The 25,987-nt window shown below is 39.3% G+C and carries 18 protein-coding genes; 7 read left to right on the forward strand and 11 right to left on the reverse strand.

The window, feature by feature from the left end; translation table 11 throughout:
• The first annotated feature begins 40 nt into the window (after positions 1-40).
• Positions 41-2,707 (forward strand): 7TM diverse intracellular signaling domain-containing protein, encoded by a 2,667-nt coding sequence (locus tag ACXAC4_RS07660; RefSeq protein ID WP_475160345.1) that lies wholly within the window; start codon positions 41-43, stop codon positions 2,705-2,707.
• 385 nt (positions 2,708-3,092) lie between these two features.
• On the forward strand, positions 3,093-4,760 hold the full coding sequence (locus ACXAC4_RS07665) for an MFS transporter (protein WP_475164076.1): 1,668 nt from the start codon (positions 3,093-3,095) through the stop codon (positions 4,758-4,760).
• An 85-nt stretch (positions 4,761-4,845) separates the two neighbouring features.
• Here ACXAC4_RS07665 and ACXAC4_RS07670 read toward each other — a convergent pair whose 3' ends face one another.
• Both ACXAC4_RS07670 and ACXAC4_RS07675 read right to left on the reverse strand, forming a co-directional pair.
• Entirely contained in the window at positions 4,846-6,006 is a 1,161-nt protein-coding gene (locus ACXAC4_RS07670) for a putative manganese transporter (protein ID WP_475160347.1), read from the reverse strand.
• A gap of 71 nt (positions 6,007-6,077) precedes the next feature.
• On the reverse strand, positions 6,078-7,703 hold the full coding sequence (locus ACXAC4_RS07675; RefSeq protein ID WP_475160349.1) for a M28 family peptidase: 1,626 nt from the start codon (positions 7,701-7,703) through the stop codon (positions 6,078-6,080).
• Between the two features lie 141 nt (positions 7,704-7,844).
• Between ACXAC4_RS07675 and ACXAC4_RS07680 the strand changes: the two genes are divergently transcribed.
• Entirely contained in the window at positions 7,845-8,645 is an 801-nt protein-coding gene (locus tag ACXAC4_RS07680; RefSeq protein ID WP_475160351.1) for a DUF3025 domain-containing protein, read from the forward strand.
• A 58-nt stretch (positions 8,646-8,703) separates the two neighbouring features.
• Here ACXAC4_RS07680 and ACXAC4_RS07685 read toward each other — a convergent pair whose 3' ends face one another.
• A complete protein-coding gene (locus ACXAC4_RS07685) occupies positions 8,704-10,428 on the reverse strand; it encodes a proline--tRNA ligase (protein WP_475160352.1) in 1,725 nt (574 codons plus the stop codon).
• 83 nt (positions 10,429-10,511) lie between these two features.
• Positions 10,512-11,216 carry a tRNA (N6-threonylcarbamoyladenosine(37)-N6)-methyltransferase TrmO gene (tsaA, locus tag ACXAC4_RS07690; RefSeq protein ID WP_475160354.1) on the reverse strand — a complete coding sequence of 235 codons (705 nt, stop codon included), beginning with the start codon at positions 11,214-11,216 and terminating at the stop codon, positions 10,512-10,514.
• A gap of 326 nt (positions 11,217-11,542) precedes the next feature.
• Between tsaA and ACXAC4_RS07695 the strand changes: the two genes are divergently transcribed.
• Positions 11,543-11,836 carry a hypothetical protein gene (locus tag ACXAC4_RS07695; RefSeq protein WP_475160356.1) on the forward strand — a complete coding sequence of 98 codons (294 nt, stop codon included), beginning with the start codon at positions 11,543-11,545 and terminating at the stop codon, positions 11,834-11,836.
• 6 nt (positions 11,837-11,842) lie between these two features.
• On the opposite strand, the gene ACXAC4_RS07700 is transcribed toward ACXAC4_RS07695, so the two are convergent.
• Positions 11,843-12,319, reverse strand: coding sequence for an acyl-CoA thioesterase (locus ACXAC4_RS07700; protein WP_138482338.1), 477 nt, complete (start codon positions 12,317-12,319; stop codon positions 11,843-11,845).
• Between the two features lie 105 nt (positions 12,320-12,424).
• On the reverse strand, positions 12,425-14,071 hold the full coding sequence (locus tag ACXAC4_RS07705; protein WP_475160358.1) for an electron transfer flavoprotein-ubiquinone oxidoreductase: 1,647 nt from the start codon (positions 14,069-14,071) through the stop codon (positions 12,425-12,427).
• Between the two features lie 285 nt (positions 14,072-14,356).
• Between ACXAC4_RS07705 and ACXAC4_RS07710 the strand changes: the two genes are divergently transcribed.
• Both ACXAC4_RS07710 and ACXAC4_RS07715 read left to right on the forward strand, forming a co-directional pair.
• The gene (locus tag ACXAC4_RS07710) at positions 14,357-15,109 is read left to right on the forward strand and encodes an electron transfer flavoprotein subunit beta/FixA family protein (RefSeq protein ID WP_475160360.1); all 753 of its coding nucleotides are present in this window, start codon (positions 14,357-14,359) and stop codon (positions 15,107-15,109) included.
• Positions 15,106-16,032: an electron transfer flavoprotein subunit alpha/FixB family protein gene (locus ACXAC4_RS07715; protein ID WP_475160361.1), complete on the forward strand. Its 927-nt coding sequence runs from the start codon at positions 15,106-15,108 to the stop codon at positions 16,030-16,032. Before ACXAC4_RS07710 ends, ACXAC4_RS07715 begins: the two co-directional genes overlap by 4 nt.
• A 57-nt stretch (positions 16,033-16,089) precedes the next feature.
• Here the strand turns inward: ACXAC4_RS07715 and ACXAC4_RS07720 are convergent, their stop codons facing one another.
• Positions 16,090-18,834 (reverse strand): methyl-accepting chemotaxis protein, encoded by a 2,745-nt coding sequence (locus ACXAC4_RS07720; RefSeq protein WP_475160363.1) that lies wholly within the window; start codon positions 18,832-18,834, stop codon positions 16,090-16,092.
• Positions 18,835-18,962: 128 nt separating this feature from the next.
• A complete protein-coding gene (locus tag ACXAC4_RS07725; RefSeq protein WP_475160364.1) occupies positions 18,963-21,461 on the reverse strand; it encodes a TonB-dependent receptor in 2,499 nt (832 codons plus the stop codon).
• A gap of 139 nt (positions 21,462-21,600) precedes the next feature.
• On the opposite strand from ACXAC4_RS07725, the gene ACXAC4_RS07730 reads away from it, so the two are divergent.
• Positions 21,601-22,125 carry a YaeQ family protein gene (locus tag ACXAC4_RS07730; RefSeq protein ID WP_475160366.1) on the forward strand — a complete coding sequence of 175 codons (525 nt, stop codon included), beginning with the start codon at positions 21,601-21,603 and terminating at the stop codon, positions 22,123-22,125.
• Between the two features lie 2 nt (positions 22,126-22,127).
• Here ACXAC4_RS07730 and yfaE read toward each other — a convergent pair whose 3' ends face one another.
• The 3 genes from yfaE to nrdA are packed head-to-tail and all read right to left on the reverse strand — an operon-like array spanning position 22,128 to position 25,876.
• Complete coding sequence (yfaE, locus tag ACXAC4_RS07735; protein ID WP_138482325.1) at positions 22,128-22,400, reverse strand: class I ribonucleotide reductase maintenance protein YfaE; 273 nt, start codon at positions 22,398-22,400, stop codon at positions 22,128-22,130.
• Positions 22,400-23,530: a class Ia ribonucleoside-diphosphate reductase subunit beta gene (gene nrdB / locus ACXAC4_RS07740; protein WP_138482323.1), complete on the reverse strand. Its 1,131-nt coding sequence runs from the start codon at positions 23,528-23,530 to the stop codon at positions 22,400-22,402. Before nrdB ends, yfaE begins: the two co-directional genes overlap by 1 nt.
• Before the next feature lie 60 nt (positions 23,531-23,590).
• A complete protein-coding gene (gene nrdA, locus ACXAC4_RS07745; protein WP_475160368.1) occupies positions 23,591-25,876 on the reverse strand; it encodes a class 1a ribonucleoside-diphosphate reductase subunit alpha in 2,286 nt (761 codons plus the stop codon).
• Between the last annotated feature and the right edge of the window lie 111 nt (positions 25,877-25,987).

The following is a 25,987-nucleotide window of genomic DNA, read 5'->3' on the forward strand; positions in this document are numbered from 1 at the left end:
GATATGATGAATAAACATAGAAGAGTAGTTGGCTGACTAAATGCGTAAATTGATACTTTATATTACGCTGATTATGTTGAGTATTGTGTGTGCGGTGTCACACGCACAGACATTTAATTATCACCATAACATGCAAGAAACAAATTTGCATGATTCTGCTTTGCTTTTAAAATCGAAAGAAAATGTGGTCTTCCCATTAAGCTACCAGTTTATAAAAGAGTGGCAACAAGGCCTTGAGATACTGCCAAAGAGGGCACTTTTTGGAGGAAAGTATTGGCTTGTTACAGAGCTGGTAAATCATACCAATGACACAGAGTTTGTCTTATACCCCTACAATACCGTTGTATCAAGAATAGAAAGTAAGCTCTACAGTGAAGATGGCGAAATTCAAACTATTGTGACAGGGGGAGAAGTCAGTAATGAATTTGCATTTCATTACGGTAACTCGATTCGACTTAATCCGAATGAAAAATACGTATTGGTGACTTCTTTTGAAAGTGATTTTTTTTACACACCCATCAAGTTTGTCATTAAACCTAAAGAGGAGTTCGAGCGTTTAGTCGTTACTGAAAATTTGGTAATGATTTTATGCTTTGGTGTTGGCTTAGTTCTAGGCTTGTACAATCTACTCATTTACTTCGGCTCAAAAGACAAAACGCATTTATATTACGCATTATTTGCAATTTGCTGGCTATTTGCGTGGAGTCACTTTTTCCATATTTCTGATCAACTATTTGGCTTTTATTCGCCGAATTTACACTGGCTTGGTTTTGCCTTAACGCCGCTAACGAATATCCTTTTTTACATTAACTTACTCAAACTTAAAGAAACCCATCCAAAATTAACCAATGGGTCACTCTTGCTAGGTGTTATAGCTGCGTGTGGTATACCAATGGCGATGTTGTTTCCGAGTTTTGGTTTCCTCTGGGCCACAATCGTGACTGGCGCAGCACTTTGTCTGGGACTCTATGTAGGTTTTTTGCGAATAAGCGAAGGCTTTAAACCTGCAAGATATTTTGTACTTGCGTATGTCGCAATGGCCATTCCAAACATGATTGGTAATCTAACTAACCTTGGCGTGTTGCCTCCATCTAGCTTAAATCTCTATCTACTTGGGCTAATAGGTACAGCAATGGATGCTCTGTTGCTGGCATTTGCTGTTGCTGATAAGTTTAGATTAACCAATTTAGAAAATGTTGAGCTTAACAAAAATCTAGAATTGAAAGTACTACAAAGGACTCAGGAGTTAGAAGACTTAGCTTCTGAATTACGTGATGCCAGTGAAGCAAAAAGTCGATTTTTAGCAAATATGAGCCACGAAATTAGAACGCCGATGACTTCAATTATTGGTTATGCAGATGGCATGTTGCTTGGTGACATAAAGCCTTCTGAAAAAGGGCATGCTATCAATGTCATTCTCCAAAATGCCAGACATGTACAAAACTTGATAAATGACATTTTGGATATGTCTAAGATTGAAGCCAATAGGTTGGAAGTAGAACTAATTGAAGCAGATATGTTTAGATGTATTGCTGAAATTGAATCTCTCCTTGGTAAACAGATAAGGGATAAAGGCTTAGAGTTTGAATTAAATTATCATTTTCCTTTGCCTAATTTGATTGTTATTGACCCGACCAGATTTAGACAAATATTGCTAAATCTAACTTCAAATGCATTAAAATTTACCAGTGTGGGTAAGATAAGTATTGATGTGTCATGTGGTGACGAAAAGTTGAAAATTTCAGTGAGAGATACTGGAATAGGCATGACCAAAGATGAAATTAAATCATTGTTTACTGCATTCCATCAAGCAGACACATCTACCACACGCCGTTATGGCGGTACAGGCTTAGGTCTTAACATATCCAAGAGTTTAGCTCGTAAGCTTGATGGTGATATTACCGTTGAAAGTAATGTTGGCTCTGGGACAACATTTACACTTGAGTTAGGTTTATATACAACCAAAGATACTCAATGGGTGGGCAACCTAAATGAGCTTCCGCAATCTAAATTAGATTTACAATCTATAGATACATCGGGCACGCTTAAAGGCAAAGTATTGCTTGCTGAAGACCATCCTGATAACAGAAAGCTTATCACCATTATACTTGAAGGAATGGGGCTTCAGGTGATCGCAGCAGAAAATGGGCAAGAAGCCGTTCAAGCTGTTTTAGATCATGAGTTTGATTTAATCTTATTGGATATACAAATGCCTATAATGGACGGTGAAGAAGCATTTAAGTTTATCCAAGCAACTGGGGTTAGTTCGCCCGTATTAGCATTAACCGCTAATACCATGACCCATGAAGTAGAGCGTTATCTAAAAATGGGCTTTACGGATCATTTATCAAAACCCATCGACAGAACAAAGTTCCATAAGAAAATCAGTCATTATCTCAACTTAGAAGTAGAAGAGTTAAACCTGCCTATCGGTGAATTTGAAGCTCTACAGAATAACTATCTTCATGGGTTAGAGGAACAAAAACACCTATTGCACTCAAGTTATGAAAATAGTGATTTTGTGGCATTGAAAAGGCATGTACATGCCATCAAAGGGACTGCCGGTATGTTTGAGTGCTATGAAATTCATAACTATGCGACACAACTTGATGAATTACTGAAAAGCGGTAGCTTGGAAGGTGTTGATGTACTTTTAGACCTTTTAGTCAATGCGATGTCTGATGCTTCGAAAGCAGTTATGAGTTAATGACTTTATAATACTAACCGCAATAACACTTAATCATTTTTAGGGATTAAACCTGATGATAGCAGCGCTATAGATTTCTCATTTAGAATGACGGAATATTTGCCTTACCTTTATAGATGTAAGTACCTCAGCGATATCACGCCGCGTGAACAGTGCTACCAACAAGTTTTATTGCCTTAAAATAGATCACTTACTCAATCGGGTCATTATTACTGTCTACTATTTATCAAAAAGAATAGTTATTTTTAAAGATCTCCTTCAAATAATTAATACTTTACATTGCTCTATGTTTTGGTGGTATATTGTATGCAAAAATAAAAGGGGAGTTAAAGTGTACTCTAATCATAAATCGGGATTTGGAAAGAGCTTTTATATTGCCAATCTTATGGAAATCTTTGAGCGATTAGCTTGGTATGGCTTTTTTGCAGTGTCATCTATTTATATGACCACGCCAAAATCACAAGGGGGGGTCGGATTTTCTGATATTGAGAGAGGAGCAATTCAAGGGATCATTCCTTTCTTTTTGTATTTACTGCCTGTTCTAACAGGTGCACTTGGTGACCGTATTGGGTATAAAAAAATGTTTATCATTTCTTTTGTCATTATGGCACCGAGTTATTTTTTACTGGGCCAAGTCAAAGACTTCTGGCCATTTTTTATCGTACTCAGCTTTGTCGCTTTAGGTGCCGCATGTTTTAAGCCAGTCGTTGTTGGCACGATTGCTCATAGCACGAATGATCAAAATAGAGGGCTGGGCTTTGGTATATTCTATACCATGGTTAACGTCGGTGGGTTTCTAGGTCCGCTTATAGCTGGTGCTATGCGAGCGATAAGTTGGGATGCGGTATTTATGATGTCGGCGGCTTGGATACTATTAAATTTTGTGCCAGTTTTATTCTTCTACAAAAACCCACCATCACTTAAAAAGCAAAGCGATAAAAGTTTAAAAGAAACGATAAATGAGGCACAAAGTGTGTTAGGAAACGGTCGTTTTGCTTTGGTTTTATTTGTTTCTATCGTACTACTAATGTGTGCGGGTGTTGAGTGGTTAACTTACCCAAAAGCGTTTTTGGCCATTGCACTTTGGCTTATATCAAATGTAGTTTGGAATTTATTTGCAAAAGAAAGTGCATCATGCTGGTGGCAAGAGAAAGTAAAAGTCAGTAATGCTAAATTCGCGATTTATCTTGCGATATTAACGGGTTTTTGGACTGTCTATAACCAACTTTTTTACACCGTACCGCTGTTTATTCGTGACTTTGTTGATACCAAAGATTTAGTTCAGTTCTTATCATTATTTGGGCAGGGCGCAGTTGATTTCTTTGCCTTCGTAGATGAAGAAAAAATATCAGCAGCTATAGTGACATTATTTAATGATATTAAGATGAGTAATGCCATTGAATTTGAAACTTTGAGGCTGGAGTGGGTGCATTTAAAAGTAAATGTACCAACTAATGAGTTAGCAAATTTGGTGACAGAGTTACGTTTAATTGCAAACAATACAAACGAATTAAGTAGTACACAAATACAAAACTATACAGCTCACCTTTTAGCATACAGACAGGTTAACCCTGAGTATCTAATCAACTTAGACTTTGCTGCAATCGTGTTACTACAAATCTTTGTGAGTTTACTTTGTCAAAGGTTTAAGTCTATATATGTGTTAATAGCTGGACTCATCATCATCGCGGCTTCATTCATATTCTTAATTGGTTCTCAACACAATATGGTTGGCTGGGTGATTACAGTTGTGATTTTATTAATTGCATTAGGTGAAATGCTTACCTCACCAAAGAGTCAAGAATATGTTGCAAGCATAGCACCGAAAGAGCAAGCAGCTTTGTATATGGGTTATTACTTTGTTTCTATGGCATTAGGTTTTTTGTGTGCAGGATTTTTGTCAGGTTGGAGTTATGCGAATCTAGCATTAGGTATGAATAAACCTGAACTGATGTGGTTGCTATTTGCTGCCATTGCTGGCGTGACGTCAATTGCGTTGTGGTGTTTTAATCTTTACTCGAAAAATATGGCCCAAGAGCCAGTGATTAATTAACGTCTAATACTTTAACTAAAACAATAAAGTCTTTAGCGCAAACCCTAAAGGCTTTATTGTTGTCTATACAAGTGCTAAACCTTGATTATAAATACCAAAACAAAAGGTAACTTACTAATAAAGCTGGAATTGCTGAATATAGCGTGGCAATTAAAGCTGCCTTAGGTGCCATTGCCAAAGCAGGGAAAAGTGCGTCTCCATCATTTGATATGGCATTCCCAACTAAAGCACTAAATGGGATAATACCTTGTATATACAATGTGGTGATGACTATTTGAGGACCACAACCAGGTAATAAACCAATTGCAACAGCTATGAGTGGGGCATATATCGCATATTCACTAAACCAAGCTCTAAGGTCTAGTCCAAACACACTCACTGCAATTTCATAAAGCATAAAGCTCGCGATGACCCAGGCTGTTACAAAGTGGGTATCTTGTATTATTCGAGAAAACTTACTCGGTGGTGATACTTCCTCATCTTCAGCAGCAATTTGTTGATAGGTTTTCCCTTCTGAAGAAAATGCCCAAATGGTGACTGCGATAGCAGCAAACAAAGCACCAAAATAAGTGATGGCATTATCAAACTCGCCGAAATCTACATTAAATGCAATGAGTAAAGATATAACCACACAAGGCGCTAGAAATAACTTCCATAACTTTTCACCAACATGAATGGCCTTATTAGATTTCATGCAATCATGTGCATAGTTTGCAACTTTTTGAGGATGACAAAATGAATCTGCATGGAACAAATGGACAATTAAACCACTTATTATGCCTGTAACAACGCCGATACTAATTACACTTAAAGCAGCAATAGGGTCTTTAGCTAACAGTAGAAAAGCAGCATCTCCCATGGTCGCAGTTAATACAGCGACAACAGAAGCAAAGCTGGCTTGTTTCTTGGTAAATTGAGTAACTACAATAATAGCTCCACCACAACCTGGTAATGCACCGAGTATTGCTGCGAAGGTAATTTCTAATGTAGGTGATTTTGCTTTTAAGTAGCTAAGCTCAAGCTGTGGTAATCTGTCAACTAAATAGTAATAGATGAATAAAGTTGCTGCGACAAAAACAGTAACCTGAAAAAATGCATCAGCAAGGGTAGGTATTGTAATAGATCTTATTGGTTCATAGAGTAAAGACAGAAGTATAAAAACAGGCAAAACAAGTCGCTTATTGGCAAGCATGAATGCAAGCGAATTGAGAACAGGTGAATGCCTTAACGTTGTGAGAGTGATCATAAAGTGCAACCAATAAATATTATCAGTTGCACTTTAGTGTTAATTTAAATAAAAATCAATCTCATTTAAATTTATTTGCGTTTGAATTCAGCACCAGCTTTCCATGTTGGCCATTCAGCTTGTTGAGAAACGTCATAACCGACTTGGAAGAACAACTGCAAATCTTGAACTGCACCACTTAAATCCCACTCATCACGGTATCTATCACACGGTTGGTGATAACAGCCACGAAGTACTAAACTCATTTTTTTACGATAGTTTGCCGTTGCTTCATCTAGTGCTTCTGTACCGCCACCAGCGTACATCGCAGGTACGCCCATATTTGCGAATGCAAAGTGATCTGAGCGGTAATAACCTCCTGATGCCGGACGTGGATCTCCAGAAACTACACGACCCTGAGCTTTAGCAGCATCAGCCAACATTTCGTCTAGGCTTGATTTACCGATACCTACTACGCTGATATCTTTCACTTTACCAAGTAGGTTTAAGCTATCCATGTTGATGTTAGCAACGGTCTGTTTTGCTGGAATGACCGGCGTATTCGCATAGAATTTTGAGCCAAGTAAGCCTTGCTCTTCCGCAGTTACTGCTAAGAAGGTGATGGAACGGTCTGGACGAGTTGGCAGCTTAGCGAATGCTTCTGCTACTTCAATCATACCACCAGTACCCGTCGCATTATCATGCGCGCCATTATAGATTTGGTCACCTTTACGGTTTTTATCTATACCCAAGTGGTCCCAGTGAGCTGAGTAAACAATATGCTCTTCCGGCTTTTTGCTACCAGGTAAAGTTGCAATAAAGTTATACGACGTTGATGTCTTAATCTTGCTCTTTACAGTTACTGAGGCGGTTAAGTCACCCATATCAACATGATAGGCGCCTTGTGCCGCTTTTTTCTTAGCATCCTCAAAGTTTAGACCCGCTTTTTCGAACAGCTCTTTAGCTACATCGACAGTTACCCAGCCTTCAACGGCTACACGGTCCATGTTTTTATTCTCTTTTTGGAAGCCAAATTGCTCGCCACTCCAAGAGTTCTCAACAACGCTCCAAGGGTAAGAAGCAGGTGCTGTTTCATGAATGATGATGGCACCCGCAGCACCTTGACGGCTCGCTTCTTCGTATTTGTATGTCCAACGACCGTAGTATGTCATGGCTTCACCAGTGAACATGCTCGGATCTTTAGTCGCAAAGCCAGGATCATTAACCAGCATTACAACCGTTTTACCCTTAACATCTAGGCCTTCGTAATCGTTCCAGCCATACTCAGGTGCATTCACACCATAGCCAACAAACACCATTTCAGAGTTGTTGATAGACTCAAGTTCGCTAATGCGACCTGTGCCCATCACCATTTCTTTTTTATATTGGTAAGCTTTACCACCAATCACTAACTCCATGTCAGAGTCAGCTTCAATTGAAACAAGTGGCACTTCTTGGAAGAAGCTATCGCCATTACCCGGTTCATAACCGAGTGCTTTAAAGTGCTTTGTTAAGTATGCCAAGGTAAGCTCTTCGCCTTTTGAAGAAGGGGCACGGCCTTCAAACTCATCAGAAGCCAGTGTTTTAATGTGCTCTGCAAGTTGTGTTTCGTTGATGCTGTTATAAGCGGCTTGAATATCGTTAGATGTGTTACTTGTTGATACGCAACCTGCAAGCACGGCTGCTGCAATTGCGCTAAGTGTTATTCTCAGTTTCATAATCACTTTTTTCTTTTAATTAAAATCGCTTAAGTATACACATTTATAGACTGCTTGTTCGAGTTAAAGCGATTAACCGCCTCGGTTGGCGTGAAGACAAGTTTACGATAAAATCGCGAAAATTTTTAAGTCTATTGTCCTATGAAAAGATTTGTTGCCTCAGAGACATTTTCTCAATCTTGTCTTGATAATGGTGCTTTTGAGCATCTAAATACATTGTTTAACCTCAACTCACATACTGACTGGCCAAGTTTTGGCTGGTTAAATGGGTTAAAAGACTTAAAGAACCCGCAAGGGTTAAATATTCGCTTTACGCCTAACTCTGAATTAGAAAATGAAACACGTTATTACGAAGCGATTATCTTCGAAACAGGGCAAGTGCCAACGCGAGAGCAAAACTGGCATGACTTATTCGGCGCTTTCATTTGGTGTTTATTTCCAAAAACCAAAGCGCTTCTGAATGAATTACATATTGAAGAAATAGAAGCGCACGGCACTAAACAAAGAAGCAAAAAAAGAAATGCAATCACATTATTTGACGAATGTGGCGTTATTTTAGCGGTTAATAATGATGAAATAATATCTCAGCTTAAATCACATCAATGGTCAGAAGCTTTTGTGGAACAAAGAGCACAGTGGGGTAAAAACTATTTACCTTTTACATTTGGCCACGCTAACTACGAAATGATGACCAACCCGTTTATTGGGCTTACAGGTAAGCTAGTTTGTATGAAAGTTGAAGAAAGTTTTTACCAATTAAGCTTGGAACAGCAATATCAATATTTAGACGTTCAGCTCTATCAAATGATTAAAGATGGGTTACTAGAAGACAATAAAAAGATGTCACCCTTGCCATTATTAGGTGTGCCTTCATGGTATGAAGAAAACAAAGAAGCAAGTTTTTATGCTAATACCGATTATTTTCGCCCAAAACGAAAATAATAGTGTTTGTAGACAATAAAAAAGCGGCTAAATAGCCGCTTTTTTTAATGCTGTATGATTAAGCCTTGATAGCTTTCGTGATCTCAGCAACTGCTGAATCAATATCAAGCATTAGCTTTTCACCAGTAATTCGGTTCTTAAGCTCAACCTTATTTTCGTCAAGGTTACGCTCACCAATTACAAGTGTGTATGGAATACCAACTAGCTCCATGTCATTAAACATGACACCAGGGCGCTCTTTACGGTCATCGAATAATACATCAACACCAGCAGCTTGGAACTCGCTGTATAAACGCTCTGCAATATCAGGAATACGATGCGACTTGTGCATGTTCATTGGTACAATAGCAAGTTCGAATGGCGCAAGTGTTTTTGGCCACTTAATACCAAACTTATCATTATTTTGCTCAATCGCAGCAGCAACGATACGCGATACACCAATACCATAACAACCCATTGTCATGATTTGGTTTTTACCGTTTTCGCCAAGCACACCTGCATTCATTGCTTCAGAATATTTACTGCCAAGTTGGAAAATATGACCTACTTCAATACCGCGTTTGATATGCAGCGTACCATTTCCGCAAGGGCTTGGATCGCCTTCAACCACGTTGCGAATATCTTCAACAGTGTATTCTGTTACATCACGGTCGAAGTTGATACCACTGTAGTGCACACCATCTTTGTTTGCGCCAGCAACAAAGTCAGCCATCACAGCAGCACTGCGGTCAACAATAATTGGCATATTAAGACCTACAGGACCTAATGAGCCAGGACGAGCGCCAATTGCTGCAACGATGTCTTCTTCTTTCGCCATTTCTAGTGGCGAATCAACAAGGGATAGTTTTTCAGCTTTTAATTCATTTAATTCATGGTCACCACGAACGATAAGTGCAACTAAACCACGTTCTTCATTTTCATCTGGTGCACCATAAACAATAAGGGTTTTAACACCACGATGTGCTTTAACACCATGCTTTGCTTTAAGTTCTTCAATGGTTTTTGCTTCTGGCGTATCGAATGTGTTTAATTCTTTAGATGGAGCAGGGCGTGCTTCGCTAGGTGCAACTGCTTCGGCTTTTTCAATATTTGCTGCGTAATCACTTTCATCACTGAATGCGATTGCATCTTCACCTGATTCTGCTAACACGTGGAATTCATGAGAAACACTACCACCAATTGACCCTGTGTCTGCAATTACTGGACGGTAATCTAGACCTAAACGCTCAAAAATATTGCAGTACGCTTGATGCATACGTTGGTAGGTATTATCCAGACACTCTTCTGTCATATGGAAAGAGTAAGCATCTTTCATGGTGAATTCACGTGCACGCATTACACCAAACCGAGGACGTACTTCGTCGCGTACTTTAGTTTGAATTTGGTAGAAATTAATTGGTAGCTGCTTGTAGCTGTTAATTTCTTTACGTACTAGATCTGTGATCACTTCTTCGTGTGTAGGGCCAAGCGCGAAAGGGCGGTTATGTCTGTCGTTAATACGCAATAGCTCAGGGCCAAACTGTTCCCAGCGGCCAGACTCTTCCCATAGATCAGCAGGTTGAATAACCGGCATAAGTAACTCGATTGCACCGGCTTTGTTCATTTCTTCACGAACTACTTGTTCAACTTTGCGTAAAACTTTCAAGCCTGATGGCAACCAAGTGTACAAACCTGATGCAAGTTTACGGATCATGCCTGCACGAAGCATAAGTTGGTGGCTGATAATTTCAGCATCAGAAGGCGTCTCTTTTAGAGTCGCAAGAATATATTGACTGGTACGCATGGTGGTTCCGTTCGTATAGTATTTTGTTTTTCTAGAAAATGGCCGTTAGTTTAGCAGTGCTAACGAGCCATACAAAGTGTTTATTAACGTTCAATACTGATTTCTGTGACAAGATTGTGTTCACCGTCGACTTGCCAGCGAATATTGTAATGATACAAGTTCATTCCGTAGGTCTGTGTGCCTGTTTTTTGTTTTTTGTAAGCAGGTCGGGGGTCTTGTTTAAGTACATTGGCAATAAACTCTGGCAGTGATTTATCAGATTGCTTTGCTAAAAACTCAGTCGCTTGTTTTGAAAACTCAACAGTCATTAAGGTTTCTGGACGTGTATCGGCAAAACCTGCAGAAGCTTCAGGCATGGCATCTGAATAGGGTAAATAGGGCTTTATATCGATAATCGGTGTGCCATCAAGTAAATCTATCCCAGATAAAAGTAGCGCGAGTTGACCGTTTTTATATTCAACCCCCTCTAATTTCACCGCACTCATGCCAATGCCATTAGGTCGAAAAGTGGCTCGGGTTGCAAATACGCCTTTTTTTTCATTGCCGCCTAAACGGGGCGGACGTACAAGCGCAGAATAGCCTTTGTCAGCGGTTTCGTGAAAACGAAACAACAACCATAAGTGTGTAAACTCTTCGATACCTCGAACAAACTCTTCGCGGCTAAATTCTTTACTAAAAATCAGTTTGGCTTTTGCCTCAGGCACTAAACGGGGCTGTCTAGGTATGGCAAACTTTTGTTTATAAGGAGATTGAATAAAACCGACAGGCTCAATTTGGTAGTTTTCCACAAGCAACTAAATATAAAAACATAGATGTTCAGATTGTAACTTTTCTAAAGCAAATAAACCATGTAATGAAGGTGTAATGGCGTGTAATTGGATTATTTTGCAAACCGACATAATCTTATGTCTGAATTATCGTTTAAGTTACAGAAAAATGACTGATAAAAAAAACGCATCTAGGTTTATTGCCACTAACCATCAACCACATGAGTATGAGCGAGAATTATTGATGAGTGCAAGATCATCAGCCTTAAAAGATCATTTTGCTTCTAGAACAATATTTAACCTTAAGGGAACGAAGAGTACTTCAAGAGGGAGTGATGAGAGTGAACATGGGATTTGAACACAATATTGATGTCGTATGTAGAAAGGTAATATTAAAATATAGCTGTGAAGAGTTACACAGTTCGATTAAAGATTCGCTTATATCGAGAAAAACAAAACTAAATGAGCTTGTTTCTCAGATCCAAGATGGCTTAGTGAGCCCTAAAAACTTTGAACTCTTGATTGAAGAGCAGAAGTCATTATTAATTCACGATTTAAAAACGAATAAACATAATCAGCAGCAAATAAATGACATTGCAAATATGGCCATTTATGAACTTGCTAAGCATGCTCTTAATTAAAATAATTTATTCTTCTACTGTGCGATGAAGCAAGGATTCAGTTTCAATCGCTATTTCTTTCATTTTAATTGCATATTGCTCTAACTTTTTCTGCTCTTTGGTTTTTGCTACAAACTGTGGCACTGGTACTGGGTAACCTGCTTTATCCATCGCAATAAAACTAATAATGCAATGATTACTTTCAGATAGAATATTGTTTTGTGGATCGCCGCATTTTACTCGAATGAAAATTTGCATGCTTGTTTTACCGGTATGTGCGATTTGCGCTGTGACTTCTACAACTTGGCCGACAAGAATAGGGCGTTTAAACCTGACACCTGCGACCGAAACGGTGACACAATAACTGCCACTCCAGCCGGCTGCACATGCATAACCAGCTTGATCTATCCACTTCATAACAATGCCGCCATGGACTTTACCGCCAAAATTGACATCAGTGGGCTCTGCTAAAAATCTAAAAACAAGCTCAGATTGCTGATTCATAAGTTTTAACCTATTGCGATGAGTAATGTTAAGTATAGTCAACAGGCTGCAAAACGAAAAAAGGGCCATAAGGCCCTTGTGCAATTTAGGTATAAGAATACAAATTTACATATTTGGATAGTTCGGACCACCGGTCCCTTCAGGCGTCACCCAAGTGATGTTTTGACTCGGATCTTTGATGTCGCAGGTTTTACAATGAATACAGTTTTGGGCGTTAATAACGAACTGCTTCTCACCTTCGTTTTCAGAAATTTCATATACGCCAGCAGGGCAATAACGCTGTGCAGGCTCATCAAATTTAGCAAGATTAACGTTAATAGGGATCGCTTTATCTTTTAACTGCAAGTGACAAGGTTGCACTTCTTCATGGTTGGTATTTGATAAAAATACAGAAGATAATTTATCAAAACTAAGTTTACCATCAGGTTTCGGGTAGCTAATGGTGTCACATTCACTCGCAGGCTTCATACATGCATGGTCTAAGGTCGTGTCTTTAAATGTGAATGGTAAAGACCCATTGAAAAAGTTTTGATCTAGGGTGTTATAGGCGCCACCTAAAATACTACCAAACTTATGAATAACCGGACCGAAGTTACGTGATTGATATAACTCATCATATAACCAGCTTGATTTGAATAACTCGGCAAATGAACTTAAATCAGCAGTTGGGTTTTCTTGTGCTAGGGCTTCTATAATTGCATCGGCAGCTAACATGCCTGATTTCATTGCGGTGTGATTACCTTTGATTTTGGCAAAGTTTAATGTACCCGCATCACAGCCAATCAATAAGCCGCCTGGGAAATGCATTCTAGGCAGTGAATGGAAACCACCTTTTGCAATAGCTCTTGCACCATAGGCGATGCGCTCACCACCTTCTAATGCTTCTTTAAAGACTGGGTGGTGTTTCATTCGCTGGAATTCATCAAATGGACTCAAATGTGGATTTGAGTAATTTAAGTCAACGATAAGACCCACAACGACCTGATTACTTTCAGCATGGTACATAAATGAACCACCTGTTGTGTCGCCTGTTAGTGGCCAACCAGTGCCGTGTACAACCGTGCCTTCTTTGTGCTTACTCGGATCAATTTGCCAGATCTCTTTAAAGCCTAAGCCGTAATGTTGTGGTGTTGCGTCTTTATCGAGTTCAAACTCTTTAATTAACTGTTTACCTAAATGACCACGGCAACCTTCAGCAAACACAGTGTATTTTGCTCTAAGCTCCATACCCGGCATGTAGCTATCTTTCGGCTGACCTTCTCTGTCTAGGCCCATATCACCTGTGACAATGCCTCTTACTTGATTGTCTTCAATAATGAGAGAGTGTGCACTGAAACCAGGGAATACCTCAATACCTAAGCTTTCAGCTTGTTCAGCAAGCCAACGACATATATTCCCCATAGATACAATATAGTTGCCATCATTCTTGAATGTCTTTGGGATCGCAAAATGAGGAATGCGGGTGGCATTTTCTTCATTTTTGAATAGATATATTTCGTCTTCGGTGACTTGCGTATTTAAAGGTGCACCTAGAGTTTTCCATTCAGGTAATAATTCATCCAGTGCTTTGGTTTCAAATACAGCACCAGATAAAATATGTGCGCCGACTTCAGAGCCTTTCTCAACAACGCAGATCATTAATTCTTGTTCTTTTTGTTGTGCTTGTTGAGCCAGACGAATTGCACATGAAAGGCCTGCAGGTCCTGCGCCAACAATTACAACGTCAAACTCCATCGTTTCGCGTTCGACCATATTATCCTCACTTATCTTGACGGTAGCGTAAACGTTTAAATGTTTTTATTGTGACCTAGTTATATGACGCAATCTTGATCTTGACCGCGATTAAACGACAAGGAACACATTAAAATGGCTGACGGATTGCCAAATAAACGTTTATTTAAATATTAAGTTTTTTATAAGTTAATCTAAGGTTATTTTAGGTTGACGTTTACGTCAACAGGAAGTAGGCTGATTGCATTAAATAAATGTATTGACGTTAGCGTCATCTTCAAGAATTAACCAGATCATGGAGTAACTATGAAAGTACTTGTGCCAATCAAACGCGTGATTGACTACAACGTCAAGGCAAGAGTAAAGCCTGATAACAGTGATGTTGATCTAACGAACGTAAAAATGGCAATGAACCCTTTCTGTGAGATTGCGGTAGAAGAAGCCATCCGATTAAAAGAAGCGGGCATTGCGACAGAAGTGATTGCTGTGTCTATTGGTGATAAAGCTTGTCAAGAGCAGCTACGTACCGCACTAGCACTAGGCGCTGACAAAGCCATTCAAATCGATACAGATGCAAAGCTTGAGTCGATTCACGTTGCTAAGCTGCTAAGTAAACTTGTAGAACAAGAACAACCTGAATTAGTTATTTTAGGTAAGCAGTCGATTGATTCTGACAATAATCAAACTGGTCAAATGCTTGCGGCATTAACAGGTCGTAGCCAAGGTACATTCGCTTCAAAAGTGGTTGTGGAAGGTGGTAAAGCATTAGTTACTCGTGAAGTGGACGGTGGTTTACAAACTGTGTCGCTATCACTTCCAGCAGTTGTTACAACAGACTTACGATTAAATGAACCGCGTTATGCTTCTCTACCAAACATTATGAAAGCAAAGCGTAAGCCATTAGACGTAGTTGCAGCTGACAGCCTAGATGTTGATTTAGCACCTCGAACTGAACTTTTGAAAGTTGAAGAGCCAGCTAAGCGTGAAGCAGGTATCATAGTTGAAGATGTAGCAGAGCTTGTAAATAAATTAAAAACTGAAGCTAAGGTGATCTCATGAGTGTATTAGTAATTGCAGAGCACGAGCAGGGCGCTCTTAAACCTGAAACAGCTAAAGTTATCAATGCAGCTACAAAGATTTCAGACAATATCACAGTGTTAGTTGCAGGTCATTCAGTCGCAACTGTCGCTGAATCTGCTTCTAAAATTGCAGGTGTTACGGCAGTAATTGTTGCTGATAAGGCTGTGTTTGAACATCAGCTAGCAGAAAGTACTGCGGACTTAGTTGTGGAGCTTGCTGCTGATTATTCACATATTCTTGCAAGTGCTTCAACCACAGGTAAAAACACTTTACCTCGTGTAGCTGCTTTACTGGATAAGTCGCAGATTTCTGAAATCATTGATGTTATTGATGCAGATACTTTCAAGCGACCAATTTATGCGGGTAACGCAATCGCAACGGTTAAGTCAGCAGAAGATAAAAAGATTATTACAGTGCGAGCAAGTGCATTTGATGCGCAAGGTGAGCAAGCTGCAGTTGCAGTTTCGTCTGTTGAAAGTGGTGCTGATAATACCCTTTCTGAGTTTGTTTCCGTTGAGCAAACTGAATCAGAGCGTCCTGAATTAAATGCAGCACCTGTTGTGATTTCAGGTGGTCGTGGTATGCAAAATGGCGAAAACTTTGCGCTACTAAATGGTATTGCAGATAAATTAGGCGCTGCGATAGGTGCTTCACGTGCAGCTGTTGATGCTGGCTTTGTACCAAATGACATGCAAGTAGGTCAAACAGGTAAGATTGTTGCGCCTGACTTATACATTGCAGTTGGTATCAGCGGTGCTATTCAGCACTTAGCAGGTATGAAAGACTCTAAAGTGATTGTTGCTATCAACAAAGATCCAGATGCACCAATTTTCCAAGTTGCTGACTATGGTTTAGTAGCCGACTTATTTGATGTGTTGCCTGAACTAGAAAACGCATTATAAAAACAATAGTTTCTGGTTGTAAAGCCGCGCTCCATTTTATGGTCGCGGCTTTTTTTATTACACAGTAAATTGACTGACTAAAGCTTTTAAGTGTGAGGCTTGTTTATCCAAAGAGGCACCTGCATGACTGGTTTGCTCGACAAGCGAGTTGTTTTGTTGAACACTTTGGTCGATTTGTTTAATGGCAATATTGATTTGTGACACGCCATTTGACTGCTCACTACTTGAAATCGCAATGTCATTCATAAGCTTTGACAGAGTCTGAATACTATTTACGATATCGCGCAGGGTATTACCTGATTGCTCAGCGAGCATTAATCCATTTTCAACCTTGTCGGCACTGTCTTTCAGTAATCCTGAGATTTCTTTAGCTGCATCCGAGCTTCGTTGTGCTAACTGTCGCACTTCAGCGGCAACCACGGCAAAGCCTCGACCTTTTTCACCCGCTCTCGCGGCTTCAACGGCTGCATTGAGCGCAAGTAGATTAGTTTGAAATGCAATGCCATTGATTACTTCAATGATATTAGAAATTTCATTTGAACTGTCACTAATGGCCTTCATTGCGGTAACTGTATTATTAACTAATTCACCACCTTCGATGGCTTGTTGGTCGGCATTTTGAGCGTGTTCATTTGCGGTTTGTGCATGTTTGGTATTACTGGTGACTTTATCAGTCACTTCACCCATAGAGACGGTAGTTTCTTCAATAGAAGCCGCTTGTGATTCTGTGGATGAATTCAACTCTTGTGTAGATTGACTTATCTGCGCTGAGGCATTCGCAACGGTATTTGCTGTTTCATTAATTTCGCTGACCATAGCGGCAAGATTTTCGATACTTTGGTTTACTGAGTCTTTGAGACTTGCAAAGTCACCTGAGTAGTTACCATTGATTTTTTTAGTTAGATCGCCTTGCTCTATGGCATTCATCACGGTGATACAAGACTGTAATGGGGTAGAGATAGCATCTAGTGTATCATTAATTGATGAAACAATGTCTCTATAAGCTCCTTGGTGTAACTCGACATCAGCACGCTTTGATAGCTCACCAGAATTAGCAGCACTAGCTAACATTGAAGTGTCATTTAAGAGCAAGTTAATGGCATGAATACTTGTTTCAAAACTGCTCAGAATGTTCTCAAAATCGCCTTTGAATTGTGATTTGTCTAGATTGGGTAGTTGTCCAACGGCAATGTTATCAAGATAGCTAGATGTGAGTTGTACTGGCTGTATGATGGCATCAAGAGTTTGGTTAATGCCAGTGATGATAGATTTAAATTCTCCATTATGCGCATTGCTATCTGCGCGATTAGAAAGCTCACCTGCTAAAGCGGAATTTACTAAATACGTAGAGTCAGAAATTAGTAAGTTAATCGCTTTTGCGCTTTGTTCCAAAGATTGTTTTATCTTTAAAAAGTCGCCTTGGTAGCTCCCTTCAATTTTATTTGGTATTTCACCACGGGAAATGGCTGTGAGATATTTTTCTGTTTGCATGACGGGAGATACAATAGCATCAAGCAAGCGGTTGATGCCTTGGCTTAGTGTCAGCATAAAGCCGTTTAGGTTGTCTACGTCTAACCTGGCGTCCAATTGGCCTGCTACCGCAGCATTAATAATGTCGTCTACTTTATTTTCTGTGTTTCTCTGTTCGGTTAGATCATCGAGTTCAACGACCACACCAATTACATCACTAGCATTATTTAAAACAGGGCTCGCTGTAATATTTAGGTAAACATGCTCGACATTCATTTCGAATTGAACTTGTTGGCTTTTAGCTTGTTCAATTTGTTGTTCATATTTACTCGACAATATTTGAATAATATTAGAGCCAATCAGTGTTGAAGGACTGTTGATTAAACTCTGATAGCGATTTAACAGTGTATTTGTTTCATTATTAGCGTAAATAATTTCATTGTTTGCTTTGTAAAGTAAAACTGGGGAAGATGCGTTGTCTAGTGCTTGTTTAATTCGGCCGCTTTCTTCAGCTTGTAATTTTTGCTGGAGCATTTGTTGGGTCAATTGCTCATTAGCTTCACGAATGTTGGTTTGCATCTTATCGAGCGAAGTAAGTAAAGCGCCAATCTCATCTTTACTAGTTGAGTTGATGCTGTTTTCTAAATTACCGTCAGATATTTCAGTTGCAACTTGTGACGCTATTTTTATAGGGCGAGTGATCCAACGCTGAATTAACAATGCCATGATCACGATTACTATAAATGAAACTGCTAGGATGATTACAGTGCTTTCAAAGATCGCAGTTTCTTTTTCATCACGCAGTCTTTTTACTGCATTGTCAACATACTTATCTATGGATTGATTGAGTTCTTTTAGCTGAGTTGCAGCTGCTCTATCTATACCTTTAACGGCTTTGTCACCTGCTTGAGTATTGTAATTCGCATTTTCAAAATCAGACAAACCAATACGATATAATTCACCAAGCTTATTATGCTCAGTTTTAAATTTATTAAGTTGTGACTGGATAGCTTCAGGTAAATAGGCTTTAGCCATAAGCTCAGAAGTTAGGTTTTGTACAACCTTTTCTTGTTCTGTAAATTGCTTTAAATATTTCTCGAATTGTTCAGGGTTTTCACCACGAATAAGAATATTTTTCCACTCTTGGACCTGAGTTTTGAAAGTATTTAAGATGAGGTTAACTTTTAATTGTGCGCTTAACTCTTCTTCTATTAGAACATCATATTCTTGTGCAATATATTTAACAGAGTTAATCGCGAACATTGCACTGAGAAGTACTAAGGCTAATCCACCAAAAACTGTGCTGAGTAACTTGGCTTTAACAGTCTTCATCTTCATTCCCTAAATTTATTTCAGTATTATGAAGACTAGTGAAATATAATATTAATTCAATGCTTTGTAAGGAATAAAATAATAAAAGGCCAATAAATTGGCCTTTTATTAGTGTCATTACTTTAAATTTAGAAGAATGCTCTGACACCTAATTTAAAGTTTCTGCCAGGAAGCGGGGCTTGCTCTTTAATTACAGAGGTATGAACAAAGCCTAGCTCATCTGTTAAGTTATCAATATTGAAATAAGCCATTACGTCATTGCCTGCAATATCAAAATCATACTGCATACTTAAATCTACTAATGTATAACCAGCTGTCTTACTCTCATAAGAGCTAATGTTATTTTGACTTGCGTAACGCGTCACAGTTAAATCAGCAACTAAATTATCAAGTGCGTATTCGTATTTAACACCAATTTTATTGCTTGGAATACGAGGTAAATAACTTGAGTCTTTTAGTTTTGCCGTAATTGAGTCAGCAAATAGCTTAACCGTATTTTCTTCATTCAGCTTGTAGTGAGTATCTAGTTCAAAACCATATAGCTCAGCATCTTGGCTCTTGAATTGGTATACAGGTAACGCGCCTTCATGCTCATGGTCAGCTTCTTCAATACCATGTTCAGAAGAGTAAATTAAACCAGTATTTTCTTGATAGTAATAGTTTTCAACATCGTTATAGAAAAAGTTTAGTGTGTAACCAAAATCACCAGTGAATTTTCTAAAGCTGATGTCAAAGTTCGTAGAAACTTCTTGTTGAATATCTTCTGGTTCGAAGTGGGCTTCACCATTTTCTAAATGATAACCAAGACCTAACTCATAAGTACTTGTTGCGATATGCGTACCGTTAGAGAGTAATTCAGCAGTTAAAGGTGAGCGTTCAGAGTGCGACAAGTTAACAGCAATGTTCTGTCCTTCTGCATAATCATATACACCACCAATTGAGTAGCTCATATTAGTTTGGTTTAACTCGTATGCAAATAAACGTGTTTCATCATGCTCTTCGTGATCGTGATCGTGATCGTGATCGTGATCGTGTTCATCATGTTCTTCGTGTGCTTCTTCAGTGATAACACTTGAAAGCTGGTAGTCCTCAATACGAGCACCAAGCTCAAGGGTAAAGTCACCGAACTGCTTTTCTTCTAAAACATAAAGCGCATGATTTCTTGTTTCAGTCGCAGGCGTAAATGCCTCTGCACCTTGAGCTTCATAATCACTATCAGAGAAATGATAGCCAATAATACCATGCCAACCAGCAAGTTTATGCTCAACACTAGTTCTTAATTCAGACGTTTTATTTTTGAAAGTTGTGCCTACAGCGCCGCCTTCAATTTCACTGTGTTGATAATCTGTAAAACCTGCTTTCACATTAATATTTTCAATGTAATCGTTGTGAAGTGCGTAATTTAAAAGTGCTTGCCAACGGTCTTGTTTTACACGTGCAAAAACACTTTCTTCGTCATGGCCTTCGTCTTCATGAGATTCATGTTCATCCTCTTCATGGTCATAGTCATGGTCATGGTCATGGTCATGGTCATGATGAGCGTGACTATGCGCAGGAATACCATAGTCTGTATCAATTCTGCCAAATGAGAAGCCTACGGTCAGGTGGTCATTTACATAGCTGGTACCAAAATTAACTTGTTGAGAGTCGATGAATGTATTTGGTACTGATTTTAAAAGTTCTTCGTGTTCCTCATGCTCTTCATGTTCACCGTGCTCTTCATGTTCATCATGCTCTTCATGTTCATCATGCTCTTCATGTTCACTATGTTCTTCATGAGAAGGGTATTCAGGTGCGTCATAATCTTTACCATTTCTTACTACACCGTCAAAATGGAAATTGAATCCATCTTTACCTGTTTCGAATAAAGCAGCATAAGTATTTGTATTTGAGACAGTATCAAAACTATACCCAACGGCACCTGTTGTAGTGTCAATAATATCTGTTGGAATACGGTTATCTACAACGTTTACAACACCACCAATTGCACCAGAGCCATAAAGTAGGGTTGCTGGGCCGCGTAATACTTCTATTTGTTCGGCAGATAAGCTCTCATTAGTTGTTGCGTGATCAGGGCCAATACGAGAAGCGTCACTGCTATCTAAACCATTTTGCGTAATTTTTACTCTTGGACCATCTAAACCACGAATAATTGGGCTGGAAGATACTGGCCCGAAGTAGCTAGCATTAATGCCTGGTTGACCTTTAAGTGTCTCGCCTAGAGTTGGCTTAGCTTGCTTTTTCAATTCATCGCCAGATAGAACTGAAACAGGTGACGCCATTTCTAAATTATTTTTATGAAGGGCAGAGGCGTAGACAACAATGCTTTCAACTGAACTCGGCTCTAAAGATACTACTACGTTGCCTTGATCTGCTTTGATATCAATTCGCTGGTCAATGTAATTGTTTTTAGTGATGTGTAGTTGACTATCAGCATCAGTATTGATGCTAAATTTACCAAACCTGTCAGTAATAACAGATTGCTTTTTACCATGCAGGTGTACTTTAGCACCAGATATAGGTTGTTTGTTTGAGTCAATCACTTTCCCCGTGATTTGCGCAGCATATGCATTGCCTGCAGACAAAGCTGTCAGAATTGCAGTCGCAATTATAGAGTGTTTTTTCATCTTAGTACTTCATTAATGTTCTCAGTTATAGTTATGGTATAACAACACCATGCTTGCGATCAATGAATGTTATACTGTAGCTTTGTTGAATTATCGCATTTATGATCTAAAGTTAGTTCATTAGGGACAGGAGTATCTGATGAGCAAGCCTTTTGTATTTAAAGTAAGGTTAAAAGTGGCGGATCTTTTTCACCATGCAAATCATATAGAAGTGTTTACGGCTGCTGTTGCAAAAAGAGAAACGCTAGAGCATTTTTTACTTAGGATCTTAGGGTTTTGCGCACTTTCATACAACCAGCACACTTTTTTAAATCAAAAGTCAGATAAATCGTATCCGGATGTTTGGTGTGAAAACGATGAGCAAGAAATTGTCTTAGCCTTATATGTATCAGAGTTAGAAATAAGCGAGATTAACCGGCTATGTAAACTTTACGATAAACTTTTGATTTTAACTATCGACGGTGAGCACTGGTACGAAGAAGTATCTCCACACTTAATTCAGCATCACAATATTAGTATTTTTACCCTTAAAGCTAGCTTTTTAGAAGATCTAAAATTAAACCTAACCAATAGTATGCACTGGGACATTTTAATTGAACAGAATTCGATGAGTGTGAGTGATAAGTCAGGTTATTATCAAACAGAAGTAAAACAACTTTGTTAAAACTAGAGTAATGTGATTGAAATATCAGTTAAAGGTTTAGAGCAACACATTAACACTTCGCCATCTCTTACAAATGCTAACGGCTCTTGGTTGTAAATCACTTCACCTGAATTAAGTTTGGCTCTACATGCACCACAAAAGCCTTCTCTACATTGATAAGTAACTTCAATATTAGCTTTTTCGAGTGCATCTAGTATGGAAGGGCACTGAGCCGCAAATGTTAGCGGCTCAGAATGTTCTTCAATAGATATTTTAGAACTGGGTTTCGAATTCATTATAAATCGAAATCACCAAAGTCAGATGCATCGACTTGAGAGTCGATTTGGCCGACTAGGTAAGAGCTGATCTCAGCTTCTTGCGGAGCAACTTGCACGTTGTCTGATACCAACCAGGCATTGATCCACGGGATTGGATTGCTCTTAGTCTCAAAAATAGGCTTTAAACCAACAGCTGACATGCGAGTGTTAGTGATGTATTCAACATATTGGCAAAGGATGTCTTTGTTTAGACCAATCATAGAGCCATCTTTGAACAGGTATTCTGCCCACTCTTTCTCTTGCTGTGCAGCTTCCTCGAACATACGAATTGCTTCGGCTTCACATTGCGCAGCAACAATAGACATCTCAGGATCGTCTTTACCTTCTTGCATAATATTTAGAATATGCTGAGTACCAGAAAGGTGAAGGGCTTCGTCACGGGCGATAAGCTTGATGATCTTTGCGTTACCTTCCATCAGTTCACGCTCTGCAAAAGCAAATGAACAAGCGAAGCTTACATAGAAGCGGATAGCTTCTAAAATGTTTACAGACATGATGCAAAGATAAAGCAGTTTCTTAAGCTCAAATAAGTTAATTCGAACTTCTTCACCATTAATTACATGCTTGCCTTCACCGTAAAGGTTATAAATAGAAACCTTTTCGATTAATTCGTCATAATATTTAGTAACCGCGTCAGCACGCTCATTGATTTTATCGTTGCTTACGATGTCGTCAAAGATAACTTCAGGTGACTGCGTTACGTTACGAATAATATGTGTATATGAACGGCTGTGAATTGTTTCACTGAACGCCCAAGTCTCAATCCAAGTTTCAAGCTCTGGGATTGAAACGATAGGCAATAATGCCACATTTGGCGAACGGCCTTGCACACTATCTAGCAATGTTTGATATTTCAAGTTGCTTAAAAAAATGTGCTTTTCATGCTCTGGCAACGCTTGGAAATCTAAGCGGTCTTTAGATACATCAACTTCTTCTGGACGCCAGAAAAAAGAGAGTTGCTTTTCAATTAATTTTTCAAAAATAGGGTATTTCTGCTGGTCATAACGTGACACGTTTACAGTTTGACCAAAAAACATTGGTTCTTTTAACTGGTCATTATGATTTCTGCTAAATGTAGAATAAGACATATTTTTTAATACTCGATAACGCAAAAAAGTGAGTAAGCACAATGCTTACTCACGTCTTAATTAAATTTTACACGCGCCGCCTTCGCAGCCATCATCTTCAATTTCTGGTTTTAATTCGTCTTGAGAGTCTGACGCACCATCACGTGTATTGTGATAATAAAGTGTCTTAACACCTAACTTATAAGCAGTAAGCAGGTCTTTAAGAAGCAACTTCATTGGTACTTTACCACCTTCAAAGCGAGTTGGATCATAATTCGTGTTAGCAGAGATAGTTTGGTCAATAAACTTCTGCATGATACCTACAAGACCAAGATAACCGTCATTCGAAGGGATGTCCCAAAGTAGCTCATATTGTTCTTTTAGCTTTTCATATTCAGGCACTACTTGCTTCAAGATACCATCTTTACTTGCTTTAACACTGATATGGCCGCGAGGAGGCTCAATACCATTTGTCGCATTTGAGATCTGTGATGAAGTCTCTGATGGCATCAGTGCAGATACCGTCGAGTTACGCATACCGTGCTCTTGAATGCTTGCGCGTAGCGAATCCCAATCAAGGTGAAGCGCTTCGTTACAAATGTTATCTAGATCACGCTTGTAAGTATCAATCGGCATAATACCTTTTGAATACGTTGTCTCATTGAACTTAGGACATGCACCACGCTCTTTAGCAAGTTCATTTGAAGCTTTCATTAGATAGTATTGAATCGCTTCGAATGTGCGGTGTGTTAGGTTATTCGCACTGCCATCAGAGTATTTAACGCCATTTTTCGCAAGATAATAAGCATAGTTAATTACACCAATGCCTAGCGTACGACGACCCATGGTTGCTGTGTGTGCAGCAGGAACCGGGTAGTCTTGGAAATCTAATAGATTATCAAGTGCACGAACAGCAAGCTCAGCTAATTCTTCAAGTTCATCTAGAGAGTCGATTGCACCAAGGTTAAATGCTGATAGCGTACACAGCGCGATTTCACCTTCTGGGTCATTAATGTGTGAAAGCGGCTTTGTCGGCAGCGCAATTTCAAGACATAAGTTAGACTGACGGATAGGTGCAACCTTTGAATCAAATGGGCTATGCGTATTACAGTGGTCAACGTTTTGTAAGTAAACGCGGCCTGTACTCGCACGTTCTTGCGCAAACATAGAGAATAGCTCAATCGCTTTAATGCGCTTCTTACGAATAGACTCATCTTGCTCGTACTGTGTATATAATCGCTCGAACTCTTCTTGATCTTCGAAGAATGCATCGTAAAGACCCGGCACATCAGACGGGCTGAACAGCGTAATGTAGTCGTCTTTGATAAGGCGAGCGTACATTGTTTTGTTGAATTGCACACCGTAATCTAGGTGACGAACACGGTTTTCTTCAACACCACGGTTGTTTTTAAGTACCAGTAGGTTTTCTACTTCTAAATGCCAAAGCGGGTAGAATAGGGTAGCTGCACCACCGCGTACACCACCTTGAGAACAACTTTTAACAGCTGTCTGAAAGTGCTTGTAAAACGGAATACAACCTGTGTGGTACGCTTCACCATTGCGGATAGGGCTTCCTAACGCACGAATACGACCAGCATTTATACCAATACCAGCACGTTGACTCACATATTTAACTATTGCTGATGAAGTCGCATTGATTGAGTCTAAGCTATCACCCGTTTCAATTAATACACAAGAGCTGAATTGACGTGTTGGTGTTCGAACACCTGCCATGATAGGTGTCGGTAATGAAATTTTGAATAAAGAAACGGCATCATAGAAACGTTTGATGTAATCAAGACGAGTTTCCTTAGGGTAATCAGAGAATAAACTCGCAGCAACAAGGATGTATAAGAATTGAGCACTCTCATAGATTTCGCCAGTTACACGGTTTTGTACAAGGTACTTACCTTCTAACTGCTTCACCGCTGCATAGCTAAAGTTTAAGTCGCGGCTATGATCTAAGTAGTTATCAAGCTCGTCAATTTCTTGCTCGGTGTAATCGATAAGAAGGTGTTGATCATAACGCTTTTGTTCAACCAGCTTTGTAATGTGATCGTATAAACGTGGCGGCTCAAACTGGCCATATGCTTTTTTGCGTAAGTGGAAAATAGCTAAACGCGCAGCAAGGTACTGGTAATCTGGAGAGTCTTTATCGATCAAATCGGCAGCAGCTTTAATGATAGTTTCGTGAATATCTTCAGTACGGATCCCATCATAAAATTGAATGTGTGATTTTAATTCAACCTGAGAAACTGAAACATTATCTAAGCCTTCTGCAGCCCAAGTAATGACGCGGTGAATTTTATCGAGATCGAGCGGCTCTTTGCGGCCGTTTCTTTTACTGACAGATAACTGTTGGTTCATAGCTGTGCCTGTAATCCTTCGGATTGAATATTTAAAAAATAATTGGCGAAAAAAAGCTCAGGTTTTGACCACTATATATGGTGGTTCTTCTGATTGGGATCACAAGATAGT

Source organism: Pseudoalteromonas sp. AWM4_233 (assembly GCF_056158285.1).

Bases quoted from the DNA above. Each gene is read 5' to 3' on its own strand.
- ACXAC4_RS07725 (WP_475160364.1), bottom strand. From the start codon at position 21,461: ATGAAAAAACACTCTATAATTGCGACTGCAATTCTGACAGCTTTGTCT.
- yfaE (WP_138482325.1), bottom strand. From the start codon at position 22,400: ATGAATTCGAAACCCAGTTCTAAAATATCTATTGAAGAACATTCTGAG.
- ACXAC4_RS07665 (WP_475164076.1), top strand. From the start codon at position 3,093: ATGGAAATCTTTGAGCGATTAGCTTGGTATGGCTTTTTTGCAGTGTCA.
- nrdA (WP_475160368.1), bottom strand. From the start codon at position 25,876: ATGAACCAACAGTTATCTGTCAGTAAAAGAAACGGCCGCAAAGAGCCG.
- ACXAC4_RS07715 (WP_475160361.1), top strand. From the start codon at position 15,106: ATGAGTGTATTAGTAATTGCAGAGCACGAGCAGGGCGCTCTTAAACCT.
- ACXAC4_RS07710 (WP_475160360.1), top strand. From the start codon at position 14,357: ATGAAAGTACTTGTGCCAATCAAACGCGTGATTGACTACAACGTCAAG.
- ACXAC4_RS07730 (WP_475160366.1), top strand. From the start codon at position 21,601: ATGAGCAAGCCTTTTGTATTTAAAGTAAGGTTAAAAGTGGCGGATCTT.
- ACXAC4_RS07705 (WP_475160358.1), bottom strand. From the start codon at position 14,071: ATGGTCGAACGCGAAACGATGGAGTTTGACGTTGTAATTGTTGGCGCA.
- ACXAC4_RS07720 (WP_475160363.1), bottom strand. From the start codon at position 18,834: ATGAAGACTGTTAAAGCCAAGTTACTCAGCACAGTTTTTGGTGGATTA.
- ACXAC4_RS07695 (WP_475160356.1), top strand. From the start codon at position 11,543: ATGGGATTTGAACACAATATTGATGTCGTATGTAGAAAGGTAATATTA.
- ACXAC4_RS07685 (WP_475160352.1), bottom strand. From the start codon at position 10,428: ATGCGTACCAGTCAATATATTCTTGCGACTCTAAAAGAGACGCCTTCT.
- ACXAC4_RS07670 (WP_475160347.1), bottom strand. From the start codon at position 6,006: ATGATCACTCTCACAACGTTAAGGCATTCACCTGTTCTCAATTCGCTT.
- ACXAC4_RS07675 (WP_475160349.1), bottom strand. From the start codon at position 7,703: ATGAAACTGAGAATAACACTTAGCGCAATTGCAGCAGCCGTGCTTGCA.
- ACXAC4_RS07660 (WP_475160345.1), top strand. From the start codon at position 41: ATGCGTAAATTGATACTTTATATTACGCTGATTATGTTGAGTATTGTG.
- nrdB (WP_138482323.1), bottom strand. From the start codon at position 23,530: ATGTCTTATTCTACATTTAGCAGAAATCATAATGACCAGTTAAAAGAA.
- ACXAC4_RS07680 (WP_475160351.1), top strand. From the start codon at position 7,845: ATGAAAAGATTTGTTGCCTCAGAGACATTTTCTCAATCTTGTCTTGAT.
- ACXAC4_RS07700 (WP_138482338.1), bottom strand. From the start codon at position 12,319: ATGAATCAGCAATCTGAGCTTGTTTTTAGATTTTTAGCAGAGCCCACT.